Source organism: uncultured Cyclobacterium sp., from assembly GCF_963977555.1.
GTDB lineage: Bacteria > Bacteroidota > Bacteroidia > Cytophagales > Cyclobacteriaceae > Cyclobacterium.
On sequence record NZ_CAXBPD010000005.1, the window covers coordinates 246,092 to 267,196 of the forward strand.

18 protein-coding genes are annotated in these 21,105 nt (G+C 38.5%); 3 read left to right on the forward strand and 15 right to left on the reverse strand.

Annotation, left to right across the window (positions count from 1 at the left end; all coding sequences use genetic code 11):
* Window positions 1-12: 12 nt before the first annotated feature.
* The 11 genes from AAC073_RS08265 to rpsT form a co-directional block, all read right to left on the reverse strand.
* The gene (locus tag AAC073_RS08265; RefSeq protein ID WP_339923382.1) at window positions 13-585 is read right to left on the reverse strand and encodes an AraC family transcriptional regulator; all 573 of its coding nucleotides are present in this window, start codon (window positions 583-585) and stop codon (window positions 13-15) included.
* Between the two features lie 192 nt (window positions 586-777).
* Window positions 778-1,356 carry a hypothetical protein gene (locus AAC073_RS08270; protein ID WP_339923383.1) on the reverse strand — a complete coding sequence of 193 codons (579 nt, stop codon included), beginning with the start codon at window positions 1,354-1,356 and terminating at the stop codon, window positions 778-780.
* Between the two features lie 546 nt (window positions 1,357-1,902).
* Entirely contained in the window at window positions 1,903-3,090 is a 1,188-nt protein-coding gene (locus AAC073_RS08275; RefSeq protein WP_339923384.1) for a hypothetical protein, read from the reverse strand.
* Window positions 3,091-3,313: 223 nt separating this feature from the next.
* A complete protein-coding gene (locus AAC073_RS08280; protein WP_339923385.1) occupies window positions 3,314-6,415 on the reverse strand; it encodes an efflux RND transporter permease subunit in 3,102 nt (1,033 codons plus the stop codon).
* 260 nt (window positions 6,416-6,675) lie between these two features.
* On the reverse strand, window positions 6,676-8,241 hold the full coding sequence (gene rny, locus AAC073_RS08285; RefSeq protein ID WP_339923386.1) for a ribonuclease Y: 1,566 nt from the start codon (window positions 8,239-8,241) through the stop codon (window positions 6,676-6,678).
* Window positions 8,242-8,312: 71 nt separating this feature from the next.
* Window positions 8,313-8,597, reverse strand: a complete 285-nt coding sequence (locus AAC073_RS08290) for a cell division protein ZapA (protein ID WP_339923387.1) — start codon at window positions 8,595-8,597, stop codon at window positions 8,313-8,315.
* A 1-nt stretch (window position 8,598) separates the two neighbouring features.
* The gene (locus AAC073_RS08295) at window positions 8,599-8,886 is read right to left on the reverse strand and encodes a hypothetical protein (protein ID WP_339923388.1); all 288 of its coding nucleotides are present in this window, start codon (window positions 8,884-8,886) and stop codon (window positions 8,599-8,601) included.
* A gap of 1 nt (window position 8,887) precedes the next feature.
* Window positions 8,888-11,299 (reverse strand): phenylalanine--tRNA ligase subunit beta, encoded by a 2,412-nt coding sequence (gene pheT, locus AAC073_RS08300; protein ID WP_339923389.1) that lies wholly within the window; start codon window positions 11,297-11,299, stop codon window positions 8,888-8,890.
* A gap of 54 nt (window positions 11,300-11,353) precedes the next feature.
* The gene (locus tag AAC073_RS08305) at window positions 11,354-11,971 is read right to left on the reverse strand and encodes a DUF1684 domain-containing protein (protein WP_339923390.1); all 618 of its coding nucleotides are present in this window, start codon (window positions 11,969-11,971) and stop codon (window positions 11,354-11,356) included.
* A gap of 6 nt (window positions 11,972-11,977) precedes the next feature.
* Window positions 11,978-12,673: a DNA repair protein RadC gene (gene radC / locus AAC073_RS08310; protein WP_040417010.1), complete on the reverse strand. Its 696-nt coding sequence runs from the start codon at window positions 12,671-12,673 to the stop codon at window positions 11,978-11,980.
* A gap of 173 nt (window positions 12,674-12,846) precedes the next feature.
* Window positions 12,847-13,098: a 30S ribosomal protein S20 gene (rpsT, locus tag AAC073_RS08315; RefSeq protein WP_020892768.1), complete on the reverse strand. Its 252-nt coding sequence runs from the start codon at window positions 13,096-13,098 to the stop codon at window positions 12,847-12,849.
* A gap of 164 nt (window positions 13,099-13,262) precedes the next feature.
* Here rpsT and AAC073_RS08320 point away from each other — a divergent pair, with 164 nt between their 5' ends.
* Window positions 13,263-14,333 (forward strand): zinc dependent phospholipase C family protein, encoded by a 1,071-nt coding sequence (locus AAC073_RS08320; protein WP_339923391.1) that lies wholly within the window; start codon window positions 13,263-13,265, stop codon window positions 14,331-14,333.
* Here the strand turns inward: AAC073_RS08320 and AAC073_RS08325 are convergent.
* Complete coding sequence (locus AAC073_RS08325) at window positions 14,224-15,555, reverse strand: pyridoxal phosphate-dependent aminotransferase (protein ID WP_339923453.1); 1,332 nt, start codon at window positions 15,553-15,555, stop codon at window positions 14,224-14,226. The genes AAC073_RS08320 and AAC073_RS08325 overlap by 110 nt on opposite strands.
* Window positions 15,556-15,911: 356 nt before the next feature.
* A complete protein-coding gene (gene ettA / locus AAC073_RS08330) occupies window positions 15,912-17,591 on the reverse strand; it encodes an energy-dependent translational throttle protein EttA (protein ID WP_339923392.1) in 1,680 nt (559 codons plus the stop codon).
* A gap of 129 nt (window positions 17,592-17,720) precedes the next feature.
* Between ettA and AAC073_RS08335 the strand changes: the two genes are divergently transcribed.
* Both AAC073_RS08335 and AAC073_RS08340 read left to right on the forward strand, forming a co-directional pair.
* Complete coding sequence (locus AAC073_RS08335) at window positions 17,721-18,971, forward strand: DUF349 domain-containing protein (protein WP_339923393.1); 1,251 nt, start codon at window positions 17,721-17,723, stop codon at window positions 18,969-18,971.
* A 76-nt stretch (window positions 18,972-19,047) separates the two neighbouring features.
* The gene (locus AAC073_RS08340) at window positions 19,048-19,269 is read left to right on the forward strand and encodes a DUF2795 domain-containing protein (RefSeq protein WP_010855875.1); all 222 of its coding nucleotides are present in this window, start codon (window positions 19,048-19,050) and stop codon (window positions 19,267-19,269) included.
* 46 nt (window positions 19,270-19,315) lie between these two features.
* Here AAC073_RS08340 and AAC073_RS08345 read toward each other — a convergent pair whose 3' ends face one another.
* Window positions 19,316-20,059: a LytTR family transcriptional regulator DNA-binding domain-containing protein gene (locus AAC073_RS08345; RefSeq protein ID WP_339923394.1), complete on the reverse strand. Its 744-nt coding sequence runs from the start codon at window positions 20,057-20,059 to the stop codon at window positions 19,316-19,318.
* The gene (locus tag AAC073_RS08350) at window positions 20,056-21,099 is read right to left on the reverse strand and encodes a histidine kinase (protein ID WP_339923395.1); all 1,044 of its coding nucleotides are present in this window, start codon (window positions 21,097-21,099) and stop codon (window positions 20,056-20,058) included. The genes AAC073_RS08345 and AAC073_RS08350 overlap by 4 nt, the downstream gene beginning before the upstream one ends.
* Window positions 21,100-21,105 lie beyond the last annotated feature (6 nt).

The following is a 21,105-nucleotide window of genomic DNA, read 5'->3' on the forward strand; positions in this document are numbered from 1 at the left end:
GTTGTCAAGACACTAATTTTTACCTGTTATGCTATCAAGGTATTTGCGGGGTTTTTCAGCGGATTTTTTAAATTCACTCGGTGTGAGGCCCGTGATTTTCTTGAACTGAGCAGAAAAATATTGAACACTGGCATAACCGAGTTTCCAAGCCGTTTGACTAATATTGACTTCTTCAAAACTTAGCCATTCTTTTGCCTTTTCTATCTTTAACTCAATGAAGTATTGCGCTATAGTTTTTCCTTGAGAATTATGAAACAATTGGCTAAGTCGACTATAATCAATCCCTACTTTTTCGGTCAACAATGGGGAAATTGGAGCGTTGAGTGCAGATGGCTCTTTCTCGAAAAGTTGTATTAAGGTGAATTTCACCGTTTCTACCCAAACCATCTCCCTGCTTTTGGCAATGGAAAAACCCAATCGGTACAATTCTTTTTCAAATTGCTGAAATTGCCGTGGTTTTAGTTCATGTTGGAAAACCGCTGATCCGAGTTTCACTTCAGCAGAAAGCCCCAAATCACTTATCACATCCTCCACCGCCATTACACACCTGGGACAAACCATATTAGTAATAGGAATTGTAAGCATTCTTAAACAACAATGCTTTTAGCAAATAAATTTCAAAAGCCAATTGACCTTTATTATAAAAGGACCGCATTTTTCGCTACAGTCTGATAGCTACCTGTAAATCATTTGCTTTACAAATTTAAATTAAAAAAAAAGAGGCTGATTTTTCAGCCTCTTTTCGGTAATTAGTGGTAAGTAATTAATAGTCTTTATTTAGTTGACAAAAATAAATTTGCCCTCTCCGTTTTCTTCTACTATTTTAACGTCTATATTTTTCATAGACTCAAGGTTTGTAAACTTGAATTTCTTTCCAAAAGTCAAGCCTGTAATCGCTTCTGTGTAAATCAAATTTCCATTGTCGTAAATTTCAATTGATTTTTTTGCTCCGTTCAAGTTGCTCATTGTAAGGGCAAGTGTCTTATCATTGACTTCTATCATTCTTGCAAAAAATGTTTTCTTCATTTCTTGAGAATCAAGAACAATATCAAAATCAGACAGCTTTCCATCTTTACCATTGAACACTTCTAATTGATAACTACCAATATCCAGTTTGTTCAAGTTGTAATTTTTGTAAAACACTTTTTCAGCATCAATTACATCTCTAAAAATAATTCTATTCGTTTTATCCTTAATGGCAACAGTTACCTTACCCTCAGGTATCTCCAGGTATTTTAATTGAAACTTGTTATCACCTACTTTTTCTAGGGTAACGATAGGATTCTCAACAGGTGCAGTGGCAAAAACTGTTGATGATAGTGTGAATGCGAGAATTGTAGCAATAATTAATCTCATGATCGTAAATTTTTAAAGGTATGTTAGCTTTAAAAACCTCTGCCAGGAACTTCCTAACATTTCTTTATTGAGGCTAATTACTTTGGGCAGGTAATTGAGCTAGAAATAGCAATCGGGGGTCTTTGAGGTATTTTCTCTTCTCTCAATCAGTCTCTTGGATACTGCTCCAACCCTAGGCTGGCAGTATTGCGCTTTTAGCTTGTATATGAACTGATTATTCGGAAATTTCAATACTTCATAGAACCCTTTTGGCTCCTTCTATTTTTATGACTTACGTAAGTATGAAACAAATGTAATTGAGCAATATCTAAATTACAAATATCTCAATAGAAATATATTAAAATTAACTATTACATAACATTTAGCTAAAATATTATGTATTCCAAAATTCCATTTTAGCTAAAATGCCAATCAACTTATGGATACAAAGACACAGTTTCAACCCTATTATTTCAAAAAATCAAAATTTAATTTTTTTTAGTTATTTTTAACACCATAAAAACCTATTTGAGCAAACTAATTAGTAATTATGGTTTATTTTTAAACCTACTTATTCAATTCCAACTGATAAAATACATTGTACTCCCTTTCCACCTTGGGATCTAGGTTATCATTTACATAAATTTCACCTGATTCTGTGGTAAAATCCAGGACACCTGGAACAGGCAACCCCTCCACTACCCCTATTTGTTTGCCGTCCTCAATTACCAGATAAAAGGTCTTAACAAATTTCTCTTTGGCTTCCTGAAACTCTGGCAACTCATCTACCCTGACTGGAGATTTTGCCAATAAACGTTCTAAAATGTCTTCTGGAATCCTGGTTTTAAACTCCGCAATTATCCTGTCTCCTACAAACCCAAGTGCAGTAAACCGAGGGTATGAAGAAGTATACTCTTCTTCTTTAGCAATTTCCGGGATTATTGGAGGCCTATACTTATGCGTAAGGGCTACCTCATGTAAAAGGACAGGTTCATTTCCAGAAAAATCATGAATAAACAATTGATTACTCACTCTAGGGAGCACAGCCATCAGATGCTTGCCTCTATGATAAGCAATAAATGGTTCTGAATTCCCTACATACTTTCTTTCCTTCCTTGGCACCCATGTTTCTGGATAGGCATTAAACTGCTTAAGAAGTTGATCTTTTACCCTATAGGTAAATATCGTTTTTACGGAATCATAATACATAGGTTTGTCCCGGTTACCTTTGGACAAAGAACTGGGATTAAATAGATTATTCTCAATTCCCATGAGCATCTTCTCATTCTCCTTTATAAAACCTCTATAAAAAGTTTCATAATGACTCACCGTCACCCTAAAAAGACCTAAACTAATAGATTCTAAAACTTCTGTTTTTTCTCCATCCAGATTAAAGATTTGAAACCTGTATAAACCATCTTTAGCTGCCCATTCCTCTTCTCCTATAAAGTTATAACCAAAAGCACCATTGGCCCCTATCCCATTAGGACCTTCATTCAACACATCATAGACTTTAATTACTTTTCCATTTTTACTGATCAGGTAAGGCTTTCTACTTTTTCTCCCTCTCATTAAAAAAGATTCGCCGGACAATTGCTGATCATCCATAACCAGTGGTTCAAGTACGTCAACCATGACACTGTCGGCTATGATAAAGGACATTTTGCGCTCTGGCCCTCGCTCTTCTTCTGAATTCTTGGATGAACAAGCACAAACAATCAATAGGAGAACAAAAGAATTTCGAAGGAATATCATTTGGTAAATTTAAGTTTAGGCCTTTATCTGGAACCCTAAAAAGCCATTCATTATAAACTATATAATACAAGACAATGAAAGGAAGCATTTAAAATATTAAAGCTATCATCAACCCGTAATTAAATGACGACAAACTTACTATGTTATAACAGCAAAAAGTAAATTATTTTAAATCTCTGGAACCTACTTGAAATTTAAGAGGTATTAATTCAATTCACAGGATTTAACCATTTCTCTTCCATAGGAATACTGGAAGGGCCAAAAATACCCCCACCATACTAAACACCAATCCACCAATCGTACCTATAGCCAATGAAAACCAAAAAATCTCGCCTTGCCCCTCCATTACAAAGGGTATTAATCCAAAACAAGTAGAAAGGACCGTCAATAATATAGGCGTGGCTTTCCCGCCTACCGCTTTTAATACATTTCGGTTATAGTTTCCTTTGCTACGGTTATTAAGGTCATTGACGATGAATATGGCAGCATTCACTGCTAAGCCACCAAGCATTACAAAAGCAGCATACCCTCCTTGATCAAAATAGAAGTCGAACAATGAAAATATCAGGAACAAGCCAATAAAGGAGATGGGAATAATAAAAATGATATACAGAGGTTGCTTAAAATTTTCAAAGAGAATAGAACAAATAAAGAATATCCCAACGATCAGCACCAACAACAAGCCATACTGCCTTTTGGCTTTATCATAATTCCAGTTATAGCTTTGTTTGCTTATTGAATAACCTATCGGCATACCAGCTTTCATCTCTTCCATGACTTCATCCAGGTATTCCCCGCCAAACTTTGCAGATCCCATATAATCAAAGGACACCAAGCGAATATACTGCCGGTCCTCCTTATGAAGCGCATTGGTGGTACTTTCTTTATTTAGCGAGCCAAAACCTGACACCTTGAAAATCTTGTCTTCACTCGATATCAAACTACTATTCTCAATATCAAACTTTGAAAAACGATCTGATTCTTTTTCTTTTACTACAACCCCATACTTATTATTGTCAACCTCCAAAAACAAAGAAGGCTGCTCATGTTGAGACAAATCATTAAGTGCATTTACCACCTCATATTGATTGGCTCCTGCCATCGCCAACAGCTTCTGATCAAAGCGCAATACATATTCCTCCGTCTTTTTCTCGTTCCAACCTCGGCGTTCATTGGTATTTACCTCCTGAATTCGTCTATGGGACAATAACTTTTCGGCCAAAATTTCCGATTGTTTTTCAAGTTCAGAATAATTATACCCCCTCAGTTCTGCCCTAAAAGAAGGGATTCCTTCACCACCTGGACCTGTGGAAAAACCTTGACCAACACCATATATCCCCCATCGAACACCACTCCAATCAGTTGACTTCATTGCGAGTTTCCCCTTAAGTCTGTAAGGCAAAGCAGAGGTTTCATGGGCTTCTTTAAAGGTTATTTCTATCCGCGCATTCTGTCCCGAACTTACGGTGGTCACAAATTTGTCCACTCCTTCCACTCCTTTAAGAAAAAGTTCAAACTCAGTCATAATAAAGTTCATTTGGGCCAAGGTATTCCCAAATGGCAAGGTAGCATTGACGTAAAGCCGGGTTCTTTCCGCCTCTCTGTAGGAAGATTTTTCAAATACTCCACGAACAAACATTCTGAAGGATCCCCCTAGAGACTTGTCAACATAGGGTCTAATCTCCTCCTGATAATAACTATTTCCCACTGTTTTATTGTACCATTCCTGCCCTTCCCAGGTTGATGGCAAATAAAAAACCGGCAACCCAAATAATAAAATCAGCAAGACTATAAAAGACTTTCTAAACTTAGCCGTAAACCCTATAAACCTACTAAACCGAGAAAAAGCTACCACACGTTTTCTTAACTGAGGCATGGTAAGTCTTTTGATTGCCTTTTGTTTTTCTCCAAAAAGCAAATCATACATGGCCGGAGTAAACAGTAAGGCGACCAATAAAGAAACACCTAGCATTACGGCTACCACCACAGAAAACTCACCAAGATTTCGCCTATCGTCTTCTGGCAACAAAAAGACCATTAACAATGCCACAATGGTGGTAAGTGAGGCCGCCAAAAGGGCTAAAAACACTTTCCTATTTTTATGCTTGTGCAAATGATCAATCATAATAATGGCATTGTCGACAATCAATCCAAAAGAAATGGTCAAACCCGCCAATGAATACATGTGAATGTTCACTTTTAATAAATAGAGTATAATCACTGTTAGGCTAACATTAACGATTATACCTAAAAACAAGGTCAGTAAATATTTGAAATTACGGTTGATTAAAAATATAAACACCACCAAAATTAAAATCGATAAACCTGATCGTTTGTAAATTTTCTTTAGCTCTTTATCTAAAAAGGAAGTGTCATCAAATTCCAGCCTTACATCGAATCCCTCTGGGAGATTTACTTCGGAGGCAACCATTAATTCTTTTATCTTTTGTGCCAGCAGCACCTTGTTTACGCCATCCCTATTGGTAATAGTGAGGTTAACTGAATTGTTTCCATTGATCCTGTAGAACCTCTGGGGAGCAGATTCTTGAAGGGTAAGTGTCGCCACATCTTTAAGGTAAATGGCTTTCCCTTCCACCCTTCCTAACAATAGGTTCTCCAATGCAGTTTTATCTGCAATCGACCGATCAATCTCCAAAAACATGGAATCACCAGAATTATTCATGGCCAGGCCTGGATAGTTTCGGCCAAAGGAATTCCGTATTCTATTCTCCAAACTGGATCTGGAAAATTTTAAAGATTGAAGTTTTTGTATGTCATAAATAACGTACAAGTAAAGCTCATTTGCCCCTCGAATCTCTATGGTTTCAATTTCTTCTAAGCTATTCAATCCTGTTACGAGAATATCCTCGGCAATTTTTTTGATTTCAAAAGAAGCAAAAGGTCCATTGATGCTATAAGTTAGAATGGGTTTTTTTTCTTGGATGCTCTTTTGTGAGGACTGGGTAACATTTGGATAGCTGACCTTGCTATCCAATGAAGGAAAAACCTGACGAATCAATGCTGCGACTTCAAATTTTTTGTAGTCCATGTCAGTGTTTTTGTCAAAGCGCAACTGAATATTCCCAGCGTTATAATTGGATTCTGAAGTAGTTTTTTTCAGCTCTGACAATTGGGTAAAGGCACCTTCTAAAGGGGAAGTGGCTAGCTTTTCCACCAGTTCAGGTGATGCATTACGAACACCATAGCTTATATTTAATATGGGCTCCTTTTCTGGCGGATTCAGATCCACAGACAATTTAGGAATCAATGCAATCCCTATGATGGAGACCACAAAAAAGAGAATAACTAATCGAAAAGGGGTCATTTTAATCCTTTATGTAAAAACATAGCTCCCTAAGCAAAAATAGTTTAGGGTAATTCTATTAAAACTAAAAAAATAATTTTAAAATCAAAAATAATAGCCTAATTATAAATAGGAATTCATTTTAAAAGAAAACAACAAATAGATACCTCCTTTAAACCTAAAACAGGCTGTTTTACATTGAATATTTAAGAAAAAAAAGGGCAATTATCCTCAATGAATAATTGCCCTTTAACCAATTTAATTTTAGTAGCTGTCAGCTATTATTTGGCATAATTTACTGACCTCATTTCTCTAATTACAGTAATCTTTATTTGCCCAGGATACTGCATTTCTTTTTCGATTTTTTGAGATATTTCAAAAGACAAATTACCAGCAGTAGTATCGCTTACATTGTCAGCATCTACCATTACACGTAATTCTCTACCAGCCTGCATCGCAAAACACTTATTTACTCCCTCAAAACTCAACGCAAGCTCTTCTAGGTCTTTAAGCCTTTTGATATAGCTATCCATAATTTCCCTACGTGCTCCTGGGCGTGATCCGGATATTGCATCACAAGCCTGAACAATAGGTGATAACATAGAGGTCATTTCTATCTCATCATGGTGAGCTCCGATAGCATTGATAACTTCAGGATGCTCTTTGTATTTTTTAGCAAGCTCCATACCCAAAATTGCATGGGGCAATTCCGCTTCTTCAGGGTATACCTTACCAATATCGTGAAGCAAACCTGCTCTTTTGGCCATCTTTGCATTAAAGCCCATTTCAGCTGCCATAGTAGCACAAAGCTTGGCCACTTCTCTGGAATGTTGCAAGAGGTTCTGACCATAGGAAGACCTGAAACGCATCCTTCCAACCATCTTGATTAATTCTGGATGCAATCCATGGATACCAAGATCGATACAGGTTCTTTCTCCAATTTCAATGATTTCCTCATCAATATTCTTTTCGGTTTTAGCGACTACCTCTTCAATTCTTGCTGGGTGGATTCTTCCATCCTGAACCAAACGGTGTAGAGACAATCTTGCGATTTCTCTTCTGACAGGGTCGAAGCCGGAAATTATAATTGCCTCAGGTGTATCATCAACGACAATCTCCACACCTGTGGCCGCTTCTAGGGCCCTGATATTCCTTCCTTCTCTACCGATGATCTTGCCCTTAACATCATCGCTTTCAATATTAAATACCGATACACAGTTCTCTATTGCATGCTCTGTAGCCGTTCTCTGTATGGTATCCAAAACAATTTTCTTGGCTTGTTTGGTCGCACTTAGTTTTGCTTGATCCAGGATATCTTTGATATGAGATGAAGCCTTGGTTGCTGCTTCATCTTTAAGCATTTCTACGAGCTGCTCTCTTGCCTCTTCTCTGGTCAGTAAGGCTACCTTCTCGAGGTCAGTTATGCGCTGGTGCGTAACTTTATCAAGTTCGTCTTTACGCACTTGCACGGCGTGCAATTGAGCATTGAGGTTTTCTTTTTTACTGTCCAACTCAGCCTCTTTGCGCTTGATTTGTTCCATTTCCTTGGAAAGGATCTGCTCACGTTGCTTGAGTTTATTCTCATTGGTAATGAGGATATTTTTCTTCTTCCCTACTTCCTCTTCAAAATCTGATTTTAGACGAAGGTATTTCTCCTTGGCCTCAAGTATCTTGTCTTTCTTTACGCCCTCTGCTGTTATTTCAGCCTCACGAACTAAACTTCTGGCTTTCTCGCGGGCCTCATCCTCAATTTTCTTACTGTTATTTTTAATAATTAATCCTGCCAGGACTGCCCCGATTAAAACGCCCAATGCGCCGGATATTATAATGTATATTGAAATTCCCATAGATATATTTGAGTTTATCTACCGGATAGAATGGGTAACTGCATTGTTGGAACGAAATAAACTACACTACATTAAAGCAATGATTCAAGATTTTGGTTGACATGTTGAAGCACTTCCTTCACATGCTCGCTACCTTCGGTATGGTCATCCTTTATTTCAAGGAATTCCACCATGCAATCGAAAGCCACCATTGCCAGCAAATCCTGGCGATCCTCCAGACCAAATTCCTCTCTGTACTTTTTTATCTTATCGTTAATTAATTTACCTACTCGTCTGATTCGGGCTTCCTCATCGGTTTTCACTTTCATGGGATATTCTCTATCCCCAATCTTAATTCTTATAGAAAGTGTATCCATATTATTCAGACAGGTAAGTAATAATTTTATCGATTTCTTTTATATAGTCATCAATTCTCCCCTTCAATTCAGCAGACGCTTTATTTTCTACCGGTATGTTTCTTACAATTTTACTAATTTTAATTTGATTTTTAAAATCTTCGAGAGCTTCTTCCTGGTCGAACAGTTTCTTTTGATAGACTAATAGTTGATTTTTGAGGGCAGAATTTTCCTGTTCAAGTAATTTTACTTTTCTTCCTACCTGTTCAGATAGGGTTTCTAATTTTTGAAGCTCCTCGTAAACCTTCATATTATTTCCTGATCAAAGCACCGGCATTTTTCTCAAAGGTGTGCATTAATTTCCCCATGGTTTTGTCTATAACCTTGTCTGTTAGGGTTTGTTGGTTGTCTTGAAGGTAAAAACTCAAAGCATATGCTTTCTTTCCTTCTTCCAATTTATCCCCCTTATACATGTCAAAGACGTTTATTCTTTTCAATAATTTACCACCAGCTTTTGTGGCCATTTGTCGAATTTGATCAAATGTGATCTCCTGGTCAATAACGAGAGACAAATCTCTTCTAACTTCAGGAAATTTTGATATTTCTTGAAATTTCCCCTGAGATTTAGCCAGTTTACTAAGTATTTCCCAATCAAGTTCCGCAAAATACACTTCTTGCTTCACATCAGCTAACTTACAAACCTCAGGTGCAAGAAGGCCTATATTTCCTAAAGATTTGTTATTTACGAATAATTCTAAACCGAATGAAAAAGGACTTGATTCCACAATGTTTACATCGGGCTGTGGCATATTTAATTTTGTCAACAAACCCTCCACTATACCGTACAAATCTGTAAAGCTTACGGGCTTCACGGCTCCCATCCAATTTTCACGGGTAGCATTACCAGTCAGGAAAAAGGATAGTTTTTTCCCTTCATCATAACCTTCTGAAGCTTTCGCATATACCGATCCAAACTCATATAGTTTTAAATCCTTCTGTCTCCTATTGATATTGTGGGCCAAGACCTCTAAACCTGTAAACAACAGGTTTTGACGAAGTACACCCAAGTCTTCACTTAGTTTATTTAAAATAAGGACATCCTTTTCTTGATCCAGAAATGCAGCTTTTTCTGCATATTCTGATTTTGTTAGAGAATTGGTCAAAATCTCGCTGTAGCCTATGCCTGCAAGCATTTCTGAAACCCTGTATTGCAACTTGTTGATGTCTTTTTCAGGGTGCTCAGCAAGGAAATCTGCTTGATAATTGTCTTTTAGAGGGATAGATTCAAACCCATAAATTCGAAGTATTTCCTCAATGATATCTGCCTCTCTGGTAACGTCTACCCTATAAGGTTTTACCATGGCTACAAAGCCAGCATCGGTTTCATTGGTAACTTTAATTTCTAAGGATTCCAGTATTTGCTTAATTCGCTCCTTACCAATTTCTTCTCCGATCAATCTATCGACATGTCGGTAACTGACAGGGATTTCGAAATCAGCAGCAGGATTTGGATAGAGGTCCACAATCGGCGAACTAATATTGGCACCAGTTAGCTCTTTGATAAGTAATGCTGCCATTTTCAAGGCGAAAGCAGGCATATTTGGATCTGTTCCTCTTTCAAAGCGAAAGGAGGCATCAGTCTTGATCCCATGAAATTGAGCTCCCTTTCTGACAACGTCAGTACCGAAACAGGCACTTTCCAAGAATATTGAAGTGGTTTGATCACTAACTCCGGAATCAAGTCCTCCTAGTGTTCCGGCAATACAAAGCCCCTCCGAATTGTCACAAATCATCAATTCTTCTCCAGACAGTTTTCTTTCTTTACCATCCAAGGTGACGAACTTCGTCCCAGCAGGCAAACGTTTTACCTGAATTTCATCCCCCTGAATTTTTGCTGCATCAAAGGCATGAAGCGGCTGACCAAGGTCATGCAGTATAAAATTTGTGATGTCTACTACATTATTGATGGGTTCCAGCCCGAGGGCTTTCAGGTAATCTTGAAGCCATTTGGGAGACGGTGCTACTTTTACATTGCTAAGGGTAAGCCCTGAATACCTGGGACAATCTTGACTGTCCGCCACGCTAACTTTAATTACCCTGTCTGAGTTATCTATTTTAAAAGCCTCTACATCTGTGAGAACAAGGTCTTTGTTTAAAAGCGCTTTCAAATCTCTGGCTACTCCCAAATGCGATGCTGCGTCTGCGCGGTTTGGAGTCAAACCTATCTCTAGTACTTCTGTTTCTTTGATATCAAACAATTGAGCGACCCCACTTCCATTAGGAAGATCAGTATCTAAAACTAAAATACCAGCATGACCTGTTCCCAGACCAAGTTCGTCTTCGGCACAGATCATTCCTAAAGAAACCTCTCCTCTGATTTTGGCTTTTTTTATTTCAAATGATTCTCCAGATGAAGGGTACAAGGTGGCTCCCACGATTGCCACAGGCACCTTTTGACCTTTAGCAACATTTGGAGCACCGCAAACGATGGGCACTATCTCAGTCCCAATGTCCACTGTGGTGAGACTAAGTTTATCTGCATTTGGATGAGGTTCGCAGCTCAGCACTTCTCCAACTACTATGCCCTTAAGGCTTCCTTTTACTGATTCGTATATTGATATCCCTTCTACTTCCAAGCCTCCTGCAGTAAGCAGGTCGCCAATTTCTTGAGTGGACTGATCGAATGGTATATAATCTTTGAGTCGATTGATCGAAATTTTCATTATTACGGTTTTGACTAAGATACAAATTTACAATAAATGACCTCTACTGAAAGATTATTTTTCGTAATTTTTCTCCCCTGCCCTTATAGGGATATCCAAAATATTTTCTTTAGGTGGGATGGGGCAAGCAAAATCGGGATTATAGGCGCAGTAAGGGTTATATGCGAGGTTAAAATCAATGGTAATGGAGGAAGATCCATCTTGGCGCAAATTGATATACCTACCTCCACCATAGGTTTCCTCAGTACTTGTCCCGTCAGCAAATGCTAAAAAAAAGTTTCTTAAATCAACTTCATCCTCTGCTTGTAGCAGTAAAAGTTTGATAGTTTCACCATTGAATTCAAATTCCACGAAAGAATGTCTTATGTACCTTTCTAAGGTGCCGTCTGACATAGGGATTTCAACTATTCTTTTTCTAGGCACCGGTACAAGCCTCCCCCTTACTTTAAAGGATGGATCGATTGGAAAAAAATCCAGTGAATCAAGCGCTTTCTTTTGCTCGTCTTCTAATGGAGAATCAATATTAAACTTCAAAAACTTAAACTGACGCTCTCTTTCCGCTTTAATATTTTCAATATAAAGTTCAGGATCAGTAGTACCAGTAAAGGTATACATCAGAGAACCAAGGACTACCGACCCTACTAAGGCCAGCAATAGGTATTTTTTATTCATAGTAATTTAGATCATGCTTTCATCTGCAAAGCTAAAATAGCCAACATCTGTGAAAATCACATGATCTAATACCGGAAGCTCTAAATTTTTACCAACCAGGCAGAGCCTTTTTGTAAGACTAATGTCAGCAGAAGAGGGCTTTAAATTGCCTGAGGGGTGATTATGCACCAGGATAATGGCGCTTGCTAAATATTCCATCCCAAATTTAAAAATCAATTTGGGATCTGCTATAGTGGCAGAGGTTCCACCTTGGCTTATCAATTGCTTTTTGATGACCACATTGCTACGGTTTAAAAATAACACGTAGAAATATTCCACTGCCTCGTCAAGCAATTCTGGTCGCATAAGGGCATAGACATCTGCCGAAGAGGTGATTTTTGCTTTCTTCTGAGGTTCTGCTCCCTTCCTTCTCCTTCCAAGCTCTAAAGCACTTACTATGCTAATGGCCTTGGCTTCTCCTATCCCTTTAAATTTCTTTAAATCATTTACAGACAACCTGGCCAATTGAGCCAAATCATTGTTTACACTTTGTAAAATGTACTTAGAAAGGTCTACCGCACTGAGATTTCGGGAACCCGAACCTATCAAGATGGCGATTAATTCCGCATCTGTCAGCTGGGCTTTTCCTCGCAACAATAATTTTTCTCGGGGTCGATCCTCCTCAGCTAGGGCAGATATCCTGATTGACCTGTAATCATCCATAGGCAAAAAACGAATCCTTTCAGTTAATAAAAAAACTTTGAAAATGATATCATTAGTAATCAAAAACCCTAAATACTTGATTAAGTAGGGAATACCATTAAAAATAAGAAAAAATGGCCATAAAAAAAACCCTGCTAAAAAGCAGGGTTTAAATATTTTATACAAACAGTCTCTTATAGAGCGTTAACAAACTTGGTCAATTTAGACTTTTTGTTCGCAGCATTGTTCTTGTGAAGAACGTTTTTCTTAGCCAGTCTATCCAACATAGATGTAACCTGGTTCAAAAGTTCCTGAGCTTCCGCCTTGTCTTCAGTATTTTTCAATCTTTTGATGAAAGTCCTGGTGGTTTTGGCCTGGTACCTGTTTCTTAACCTTTTGGCTTCATTTGCACGAATTCTCTTTAAAGCCGACTTGTGATTTGCCATATTATATATAATTAACTTTTCCTTTTTTGCTTCTATTGGATCGCAAATTTAGCTGATTTATTTTTAATTGCAAAACAATTAATCAAATATGCCCAAATAGAAGGTTTCGCAATCTACATTTTTTTCACTATTTTGAGTTTGTGATAGTGTATTTCTTATTGAATATGAGACCGGTTCTGTTTTTATTTCTTTTTCTAAGCAGCAGCTCCAATGAGCTTTCAGCCTGGGGTTTTTATGCCCACCGGTTGATCAATAAGCAGGCTGTATATTCACTCCCTCCTGAGTTAATTGTTTTTTTTAAACCGCACCTTGGCTATATTTCTGATAAAGCAGTAAACCCGGACAGAAGAAGGTATGCTGTAAAAGGCGAAGCTGAAAAACATTATATAGATTTAGACAGCTATGGGGACAGTGCTGTTTACAAACTTCCCCGATTCTGGTCAGAAGCCAAAGCTATACATGGGGAAGACAGTTTGAGAAAACACGGAATTTCGCCATGGAGCACTTTTCAAACGTTTCAAAATCTTATTTACGCCTTTGAGAGAAAAGACGCGCAAGCTATTCTTAGATTAGCCGCAGACCTTGGTCACTATTTGGGGGACATCAATGTACCTCTTCACAGTACAAAAAATTACAATGGTCAGTTCTCCGGCCAATATGGCATCCATGGTTTTTGGGAAAGCAGGCTTCCTGAATTGTTTGCTAGCGAATATGATTTCTTTGTAGGCAAGGCTAGTTACCTTGATTTTCCTCAAGTAGAGATATGGAAGGCGATAGAAACCGCCCATTATGCGTTGGACTCTGTCTTTGGCTTCGAAGAGTCCCTGACAAAGACATTTCCTGAAGACAAAAAGTACAGTTATGAAGACAGAGGAGGTATTACCACCAGGGTTTATTCCAGAGAGTTCAGCAATGCCTATCACCAAAAATTAAACGGTCAGGTTGAACGGCAAATGAGAAACACGATAAAGTTGGTTGCCGATTTTTGGTACAGCGCCTGGATTTTGGCTGGTCAACCAAATCTTGGGTACCTGAATCCAGACAGGATCCAAGTACCCAATGAAAAGGACAGTATTTACGTCCCAAATGATTCATTGCAATACATCAGGGAGCACAGAACCTATTTTATTTTTCCAAAACCACTTTTTTGGAGGAATTCAGGTAAGCCTTTATACTACTTGCAAGTCTTTCGAAAGTATTGCGAAAGACGTCCTCGTTTTCTTCCAATAGGGTAACTCTAAACCCTCTCAAATCAGAACAAAACGAACTTACAGGAACTACACATATTTTTTCAGAGGCTAGCAAATTATAAACAAACCTTTTGTCATTTGGCATATCCTTTTCTTCAAGCCACTTGGCCAAATGTACTTTTATTGCCTTGTCATCCACTTGAAGAAATTGATCTTCGTCCAGCACACCTTCATCAAAAATAACAGTATTGTAAAATGCACCTTTCGTTTTGTTGAATTTAATACCTGCTACATTACCCAAAACCTCTTCCATAATCCTACTTCTGGTACCTATAGCGGCATTGGCAGTAACCCTGTATTCCTTATAGGCAGGATGACTCATAATCTTGGGTATGGCCAGCTGAGGCAAAGTGGTTGAACACACCTCTATCATTTTGGCATTTTCCAGGGTGGTACATAACTTCGTAAATTCCTCGGAAGTATGTTTGTTATAAAACTCCATCCAACCGCACCTGGAACCAGGCCATGGAAATTCTTTAGAAATCCCTTTCAATGAAATACCCGGCAAATCATCTCCTAGAATTTCAGCAAGGCTAATGGCTTCATAGCCATTATAAGTAATGTTTTGATAAATCTCATCTGCGATCAGGAGCAAGTTAAACTCTCTGGCAATCTCAACAAAACGATCCAATACTTCCCTTGGGTAAACCATACCGGTAGGATTGTCCGGATTAATAATCAGGATACCCACTACTGAGGTATTGTATTTCACCTTATTGTATAGATCTTCCATATCAGGATACCAGTTATTGTCTGGATCCAGCTTATAGGTAAGTGGTGCAGAATTGGCATGTGCCGCCTCTGCCGAACTGTGCGTAGAGTAAGCAGGTGAAGGACCAATGATCCTGGCTGTGGGGGTTAGGAACTGGTACAGCTTGGCAATCCCATCTCCTAAGCCGTTAAAGAACAAGACGTCTTCAGCTCCAATTTTAACACCGCCTTTCTCATTGTTTAAATCTGCTAAAAATCTCCGTGTGGCCAGCATACCTTTGCTATCTGCATAGCCATAGCTGTGATCATCCTGGACGAGATCGGAAACGATTTCCTTCATCCAAACAGGAATGGTATTGTTCTTCTGTATAGGGTCCCCTATATTCTCCCAGGTAATGTCATACCCAAGTTCTTCGATCAGTCTTGCCTTTTTGACAATTCCTCTGATCTCGTAATTCAACTCTTCGGCGCCTGGGCGCAATAGCAATTGTCTCATCATAATAAACGCGATGCTTACTTTAAAACACAAATAAACAAAAAAGGGAAATAAACTGAACGATTATTCGAAAAAAGGAGGGCTTAGGAGTTCAATCTTTTAAATGTAACTGATCACTGACCCCAAAAACCCAGCCCTTAGGCAGCTGAAAGAAGCCATGGCTAGCCCATACCTCTATCCCTACTCCAATTTTCTAAAATCAAATTATAAAAACTCCTTACCTATTGTTGAAAATTTGGCTTCTTCCTGTTAGAACAAACGCCTGCCCTACTTCTGATCCAACACCAATTGGGTATAAACAAAAAATTCCCTTTGCCACGTCAAATCGCAACAAAGGGAATTGCAAGTAATTACTATTATTTAAGCTTTTTGTATTTAATCCTTTTGGGCATTAAATCACCTAAGCGTTTTTTCTTGTTTTCTTCGTAGTCTGAGAAATTCCCTTCAAACCAATAAACATTACTGTCACCTTCAAATGCAAGGATATGCGTACATATCCTATCCAGGAACCAACGGTCGTGAGAAATAACTACTGCACAACCTCCAAAATTCTCCAAGGCTTCTTCCAAGGCCCTAAGGGTATTGACATCCAAGTCATTGGTAGGTTCATCCAATAACAAAAGGTTTCCACCCTTTTTCAAGGTCATGGCTAAGTGAACACGATTTCTTTCGCCACCTGATAGCACACCAACTTTTTTGCCCTGATCAGATCCTCCAAAATTAAACCGACTTACATACGCCCTAGCATTCACTTCCTTATTCCCCAATTGCACAAATTCGTTGCCCTCGGAGATGGTCTCATATACTGTTTTATCAGGTAGGAGGGTATCATGTTCCTGATCAACGTAAGCTATCTCTACCGTTTCTCCAATTTCAAAATGCCCGGCATCTGGCTTTTCCTCTCCAGTGATAAGATTGAAAAGTGTAGACTTACCTGCACCATTTGGCCCAATTACACCTACTATACCTCCCTGAGGGAGTGAAAAAGTAAGGTCGTCGAATAGTAATTTATCTCCAAAAGCTTTTGATACGCCTTTGACCTCAATCACTTTACTTCCCAATCGTGGGCCTGGTGGGATGTACAATTCAAGCTTGGATTCCTTCTCTACGGCATCTTGCCCTATGAGCTTGTCATATGCGTTTAATCTGGCCTTGCCCTTTGATTGCTTGGCTTTAGGAGACATCCGGATCCATTCCAACTCTCTTTCGAGTGTCTTCTGTCTTTTAGATTCTGTCTTCTCTTCCTTCTTTAACCGGTCTTGTTTTTGTTCCAACCAGCTAGAATAATTTCCCTTCCAGGGAATCCCCTCTCCTCTATCCAATTCAAGGATCCATCCTGCAACATTGTCCAAGAAATAACGGTCGTGAGTTACTGCTATCACAGTACCTTTATAATTCTTTAAGTGTTCTTCCAGCCATAGCACTGATTCTGCATCCAAGTGATTGGTAGGCTCATCAAGCAATAACACATCTGGTTCTTGTAGGAGCAAACGGCAAAGTGCCACCCTTCTTTTCTCACCACCTGACAAGTTTTCTACCATTGCTTCAGCAGGAGGAAGCCTTAGGGCATCCATTGCTTTTTCCAGCATGGTTTCCAACTCCCAAGCGTTCACTGCATCTAGTTTTTCCTGAACATCTCCTTGCTTATCAATCAATTTTTGCATGGCATCCGGGTCATCCATAAGGTCTGGATCCATGAACTTTTCATTAATTTCCTCAAATTCCTTGAGCAAATTAACAGTCTCACTTACAGCCTCTTCGACAACCTCTTTCACTGTTTTGGTAGGATCCAATACTGGCTCTTGCTCCAACATCCCTACTGAATAGCCAGCGGACCACACTACCTCTCCTTGAAATTCAGTTTCCATTCCTGCTATAATTTTAAGCAAGGAACTTTTCCCTGAACCATTGAGTCCAAGCACACCAATTTTAGCACCATAAAAAAACGAAAGATAGATATCTTTAAGTACTCTTTTCTGCGGAGGGTACACTTTTGAAACTCCCGCCATAGAAAAAATTATTTTTTCATTACTCATGGTTTATTTCCGTTTAATTTAAACGGTAAAGATGGTAAAAAATCGGCTTTCTTAGGATAAATGGAGCATATTTAATTAATTTGCAGAAATCCATACCACCACTAAATATTTACAACCAATCTTTTAATCATGACTGAGCATCCATTTGGATATATAATAGAAGGAAAAATTTATCTGAAAGGCTTTTTAGGCCAGGAAGACCGCGTGATAGGAGAAGTAAAAGAAGATGAGGCTTCTACCTTCCGTTATTTCGAAGATAGATTTGAAGCTGTAGCGCAAAAGGTAGAAAAACTAAAAGCCGATATTCAGGAAAACCAAAATAAAGGTTCTTTCCTAATGAAACTTATACACCTTAAATCCTCTCTACTGACCTTTGATGGTTTGGGGGATTTTCCTGCCCTAATAAAAGAACTCGAAGGCCAAGAGGCCATTTTAGAGGAAATCATTCAATCCAACAGGCATAAAAACCTAGAGATAAAAAAGGAACTTCTTAAAGAAGCTGAAACGTATAAAGAAAGTACTGACTGGAAAGAGACCTCGGAAATATTCAAGGAACTGAAGCTTAAATGGTTAAAAACCGGGCCAGTAGAAAAAGAATTGGAAGAGGAGATAAACGAAAAATTCCAAGGGATTCTAGACGTTTTTTACGGCAATCGCAAGAATTATTTTGATAGCTTGGCCTTACAGGCAGAACAAAATATTAAAGTTTACGAAAATCTTCTAGAACAAGCGAGAGAGGCGCATGACATGGCTGATGTAAAGACAGCCTTTGAAATCAGTAAGAAGATTCAAAAAGAATGGAAAGTTTCAGGCAGGGTTCCTGCTTCAAAAAGACAGCCCATTTGGGATGAATTCTCCAAACTGAACAATCGTATTTTTAGCAAATTCAAAAGAATGAGTCAGAATATCCCGACAATTAGCCCGGGACTTATGATTAAGAAGATTGAAAAATGGTCTGAAGAAATGAGGCAGATGTCTAAAGGAGAGGTCAATGACTACAAAGTCAATCAGGCAAAAAAGCTGCAAGCCGAATGGAAAAAACTTCCTCCAAAAAAACCCAGGAATGCACAACAAAGTATTAGCACTTTCGTATTCTTTTCAGAAATCATTTTTGAAAAATCATTTCTTGACAATCTTTGCCATTCTAAATATGAAGGATTTGCGGAGAAGTCTGATTCTGAGCAAAATACCTTAAAAGTAAATTTATTAAAAGACCTTATTGCCAGGGATCAGCGAGAGCTAATTACCGTTACGGAAAATGCTGAAAACTTTAGAAGCCAGGAAGGGGAATTTGATCATATCATGCGAAAAAAGATCGGTGCCCATAAAAGAAAAGTTGATGTGAAAAACAGCATTTTAAAAGAACTTACAAACAATTAATCCGTAAATGTTTTAGTTTAAGAAAGTATTTCTATTTTTGCACCCCTTTAAGGGGATCTTTAAATTTGTGTAGATTATGTATTGGACTTTAGAACTTGCCTCCTATTTGGAAGACGCTCCGTGGCCAGCCACCAAGGATGAGTTAATTGATTTTGCTATTCGCTCTGGAGCACCTTTAGAGGTTGTCGAAAACCTCCAAGAGCTCGAAGATGATGGTGAACCTTACGAAAACATCGAGGAAATATGGCCTGACTATCCAACAAAAGACGATTTCTTCTTTAATGAAGACGAATATTAAGCACTAAGCCTTCTCTTTTAAAAGTGAAGGCTTTTTTCACTACTTATTATATCCGTAAAGCTTTTTTCAGCTTTACCATTCCTTTTTTACTGACCGGTAATTGGGAACCATCTTTAAGAAAAATCAGATAGTTTTCTTTTTGATAGGGCTCTATTTTACTTATCGTTGAGATATTCACCAAGTGAGAACGGTGAATACGAATAAATGCTTGTGGATCAAGATTTTTTTCGTAGTAAGCCATCGTTCCTGATTTAAGATAAAGCTTGCCCGCCGAATTAATCTTAACATAATCACCATCGGCACTAAAGGAGGCTATATTATTGGCATTTAATACTTCTATTTTATTACCAGTCTTTACTACGACTCTTTTTAAAAACCCTTCCTTTGGAAGGTCTTCATTTATTTTAGATAGCTTGGATTGGGTAATTGCTCCACCATTCTCAGCAAAGCTCACCCGCTGTATGGCCTGAGCCAGTCGGTCTTTGGAAAATGGTTTTAAGAGGTAGTCAATAGCCTGCAATTCAAAGGCCTTTATGGCATAGGTATCATAAGCTGTGGTAAAGATTACTTTAGGAGGATTTTCCAACAGCTCCAATAATTCAAATCCTGTGATCTTTGGCATTTCTATATCCAAAAAAATTAGGTCAGGTTTAAGCTCCCCTATTCCTTTGAAGGCCTCAAAGCCATCATTGAATTTACCCACTACTTCGATTTCTGGAAAATCACTCAAGTAATCATGAAGTAAATCCTGGGCCAAGGGCTCATCGTCAACAATCAAACAACGTATCATTGTATCTGTGGTATTTTTAAAGTGGCTGTAAATTGTCCGGCAGTAACTTGGTGCGTGAGTAAATCTTTCCGCCCAAAAACAAGAAATAACCTTCGATGAAGACTTTCCAAACCAAAGCCGGTCCCAGGTGCATTTCCTGAAGTGTCATCGCAAGGATTTTGCACGGTTATTAATAGATCATTGCCTTCCTGGCTAACGTCAATCCGTATTAAAACATCACCCGTAACCCCATAAAGACCATGCTTCACCGCATTCTCGACCAGTGTTTGCACCATTAAGGAAGGTAATTTCAATGGGGAAGCTTTCTCTGGCAAATTGATGGCATACTTTAACCGATGGCCAAACCTGATTTTCTCCAACTTCAGGTATTGACCAATACTCTTCATTTCTTTTTCTACAGGCTCCCATTTCTTAGGATCCATTTTGAGGTTATCTCTATAAAAATCCGCCAGACCTTGAACCATCACACGCGCTTTCTCAGGATCTCTTGCCAACAAGGCATTGATAGAGTTCAGACTGTTGAAAAGAAAATGGGGCTGCATTTGCTGCCGCAGGTAATGAAGTTCTGCATCATTGGACAACTTCTGACGGGACTCCTCTTGCTGAAGCCTATTGAAATCTTTGGTACTGGATTTATTTGACAAAACAGAAAAGCCTATCAAGTGAAACAACAGGGTGGCTACGGTAACCCTTACAGCTAGAGAGGCATTGAATAAGGCAAGTGGCTCAGTATAGTTCAACCAATTAGCGTCCCATAGTAGCTGATTGGAAAAGGTGAGTAAACTAGCTATAATAAGTGCAAATAAGATTGTTGGCCAGCTTTTAATTTTTCCAACAGGATAATAATTTAACATTAATTTCATAAGAATGGCTCCTATACCAAATGTAATGGTACTCAAAATCGCATCTGCGATACTCCATTCCATATTATTTTGCCAGTAGAAAGTACTTCCAAAGACTCCTGAAAATACCATCAAAAGAAAAACCACATGGTCGCCCAAATTATCATTGATCATAAAGGATTCATGTGATTTTTCCATTGGAGC

Coding starts and splice junctions, on each gene's coding strand:
- AAC073_RS08265 (WP_339923382.1), bottom strand. CDS start 585: ATGCTTACAATTCCTATTACTAATATGGTTTGTCCCAGGTGTGTAATG.
- AAC073_RS08270 (WP_339923383.1), bottom strand. CDS start 1,356: ATGAGATTAATTATTGCTACAATTCTCGCATTCACACTATCATCAACA.
- AAC073_RS08275 (WP_339923384.1), bottom strand. CDS start 3,090: ATGATATTCCTTCGAAATTCTTTTGTTCTCCTATTGATTGTTTGTGCT.
- AAC073_RS08280 (WP_339923385.1), bottom strand. CDS start 6,415: ATGACCCCTTTTCGATTAGTTATTCTCTTTTTTGTGGTCTCCATCATA.
- rny (WP_339923386.1), bottom strand. CDS start 8,241: ATGGGAATTTCAATATACATTATAATATCCGGCGCATTGGGCGTTTTA.
- AAC073_RS08290 (WP_339923387.1), bottom strand. CDS start 8,597: ATGGATACACTTTCTATAAGAATTAAGATTGGGGATAGAGAATATCCC.
- AAC073_RS08295 (WP_339923388.1), bottom strand. CDS start 8,886: ATGAAGGTTTACGAGGAGCTTCAAAAATTAGAAACCCTATCTGAACAG.
- pheT (WP_339923389.1), bottom strand. CDS start 11,299: ATGAAAATTTCGATCAATCGACTCAAAGATTATATACCATTCGATCAG.
- AAC073_RS08305 (WP_339923390.1), bottom strand. CDS start 11,971: ATGAATAAAAAATACCTATTGCTGGCCTTAGTAGGGTCGGTAGTCCTT.
- radC (WP_040417010.1), bottom strand. CDS start 12,673: ATGGATGATTACAGGTCAATCAGGATATCTGCCCTAGCTGAGGAGGAT.
- rpsT (WP_020892768.1), bottom strand. CDS start 13,098: ATGGCAAATCACAAGTCGGCTTTAAAGAGAATTCGTGCAAATGAAGCC.
- AAC073_RS08320 (WP_339923391.1), top strand. CDS start 13,263: ATGAGACCGGTTCTGTTTTTATTTCTTTTTCTAAGCAGCAGCTCCAAT.
- AAC073_RS08325 (WP_339923453.1), bottom strand. CDS start 15,555: ATGAGACAATTGCTATTGCGCCCAGGCGCCGAAGAGTTGAATTACGAG.
- ettA (WP_339923392.1), bottom strand. CDS start 17,591: ATGAGTAATGAAAAAATAATTTTTTCTATGGCGGGAGTTTCAAAAGTG.
- AAC073_RS08335 (WP_339923393.1), top strand. CDS start 17,721: ATGACTGAGCATCCATTTGGATATATAATAGAAGGAAAAATTTATCTG.
- AAC073_RS08340 (WP_010855875.1), top strand. CDS start 19,048: ATGTATTGGACTTTAGAACTTGCCTCCTATTTGGAAGACGCTCCGTGG.
- AAC073_RS08345 (WP_339923394.1), bottom strand. CDS start 20,059: ATGATACGTTGTTTGATTGTTGACGATGAGCCCTTGGCCCAGGATTTA.
- AAC073_RS08350 (WP_339923395.1), bottom strand. CDS start 21,099: ATGGAAAAATCACATGAATCCTTTATGATCAATGATAATTTGGGCGAC.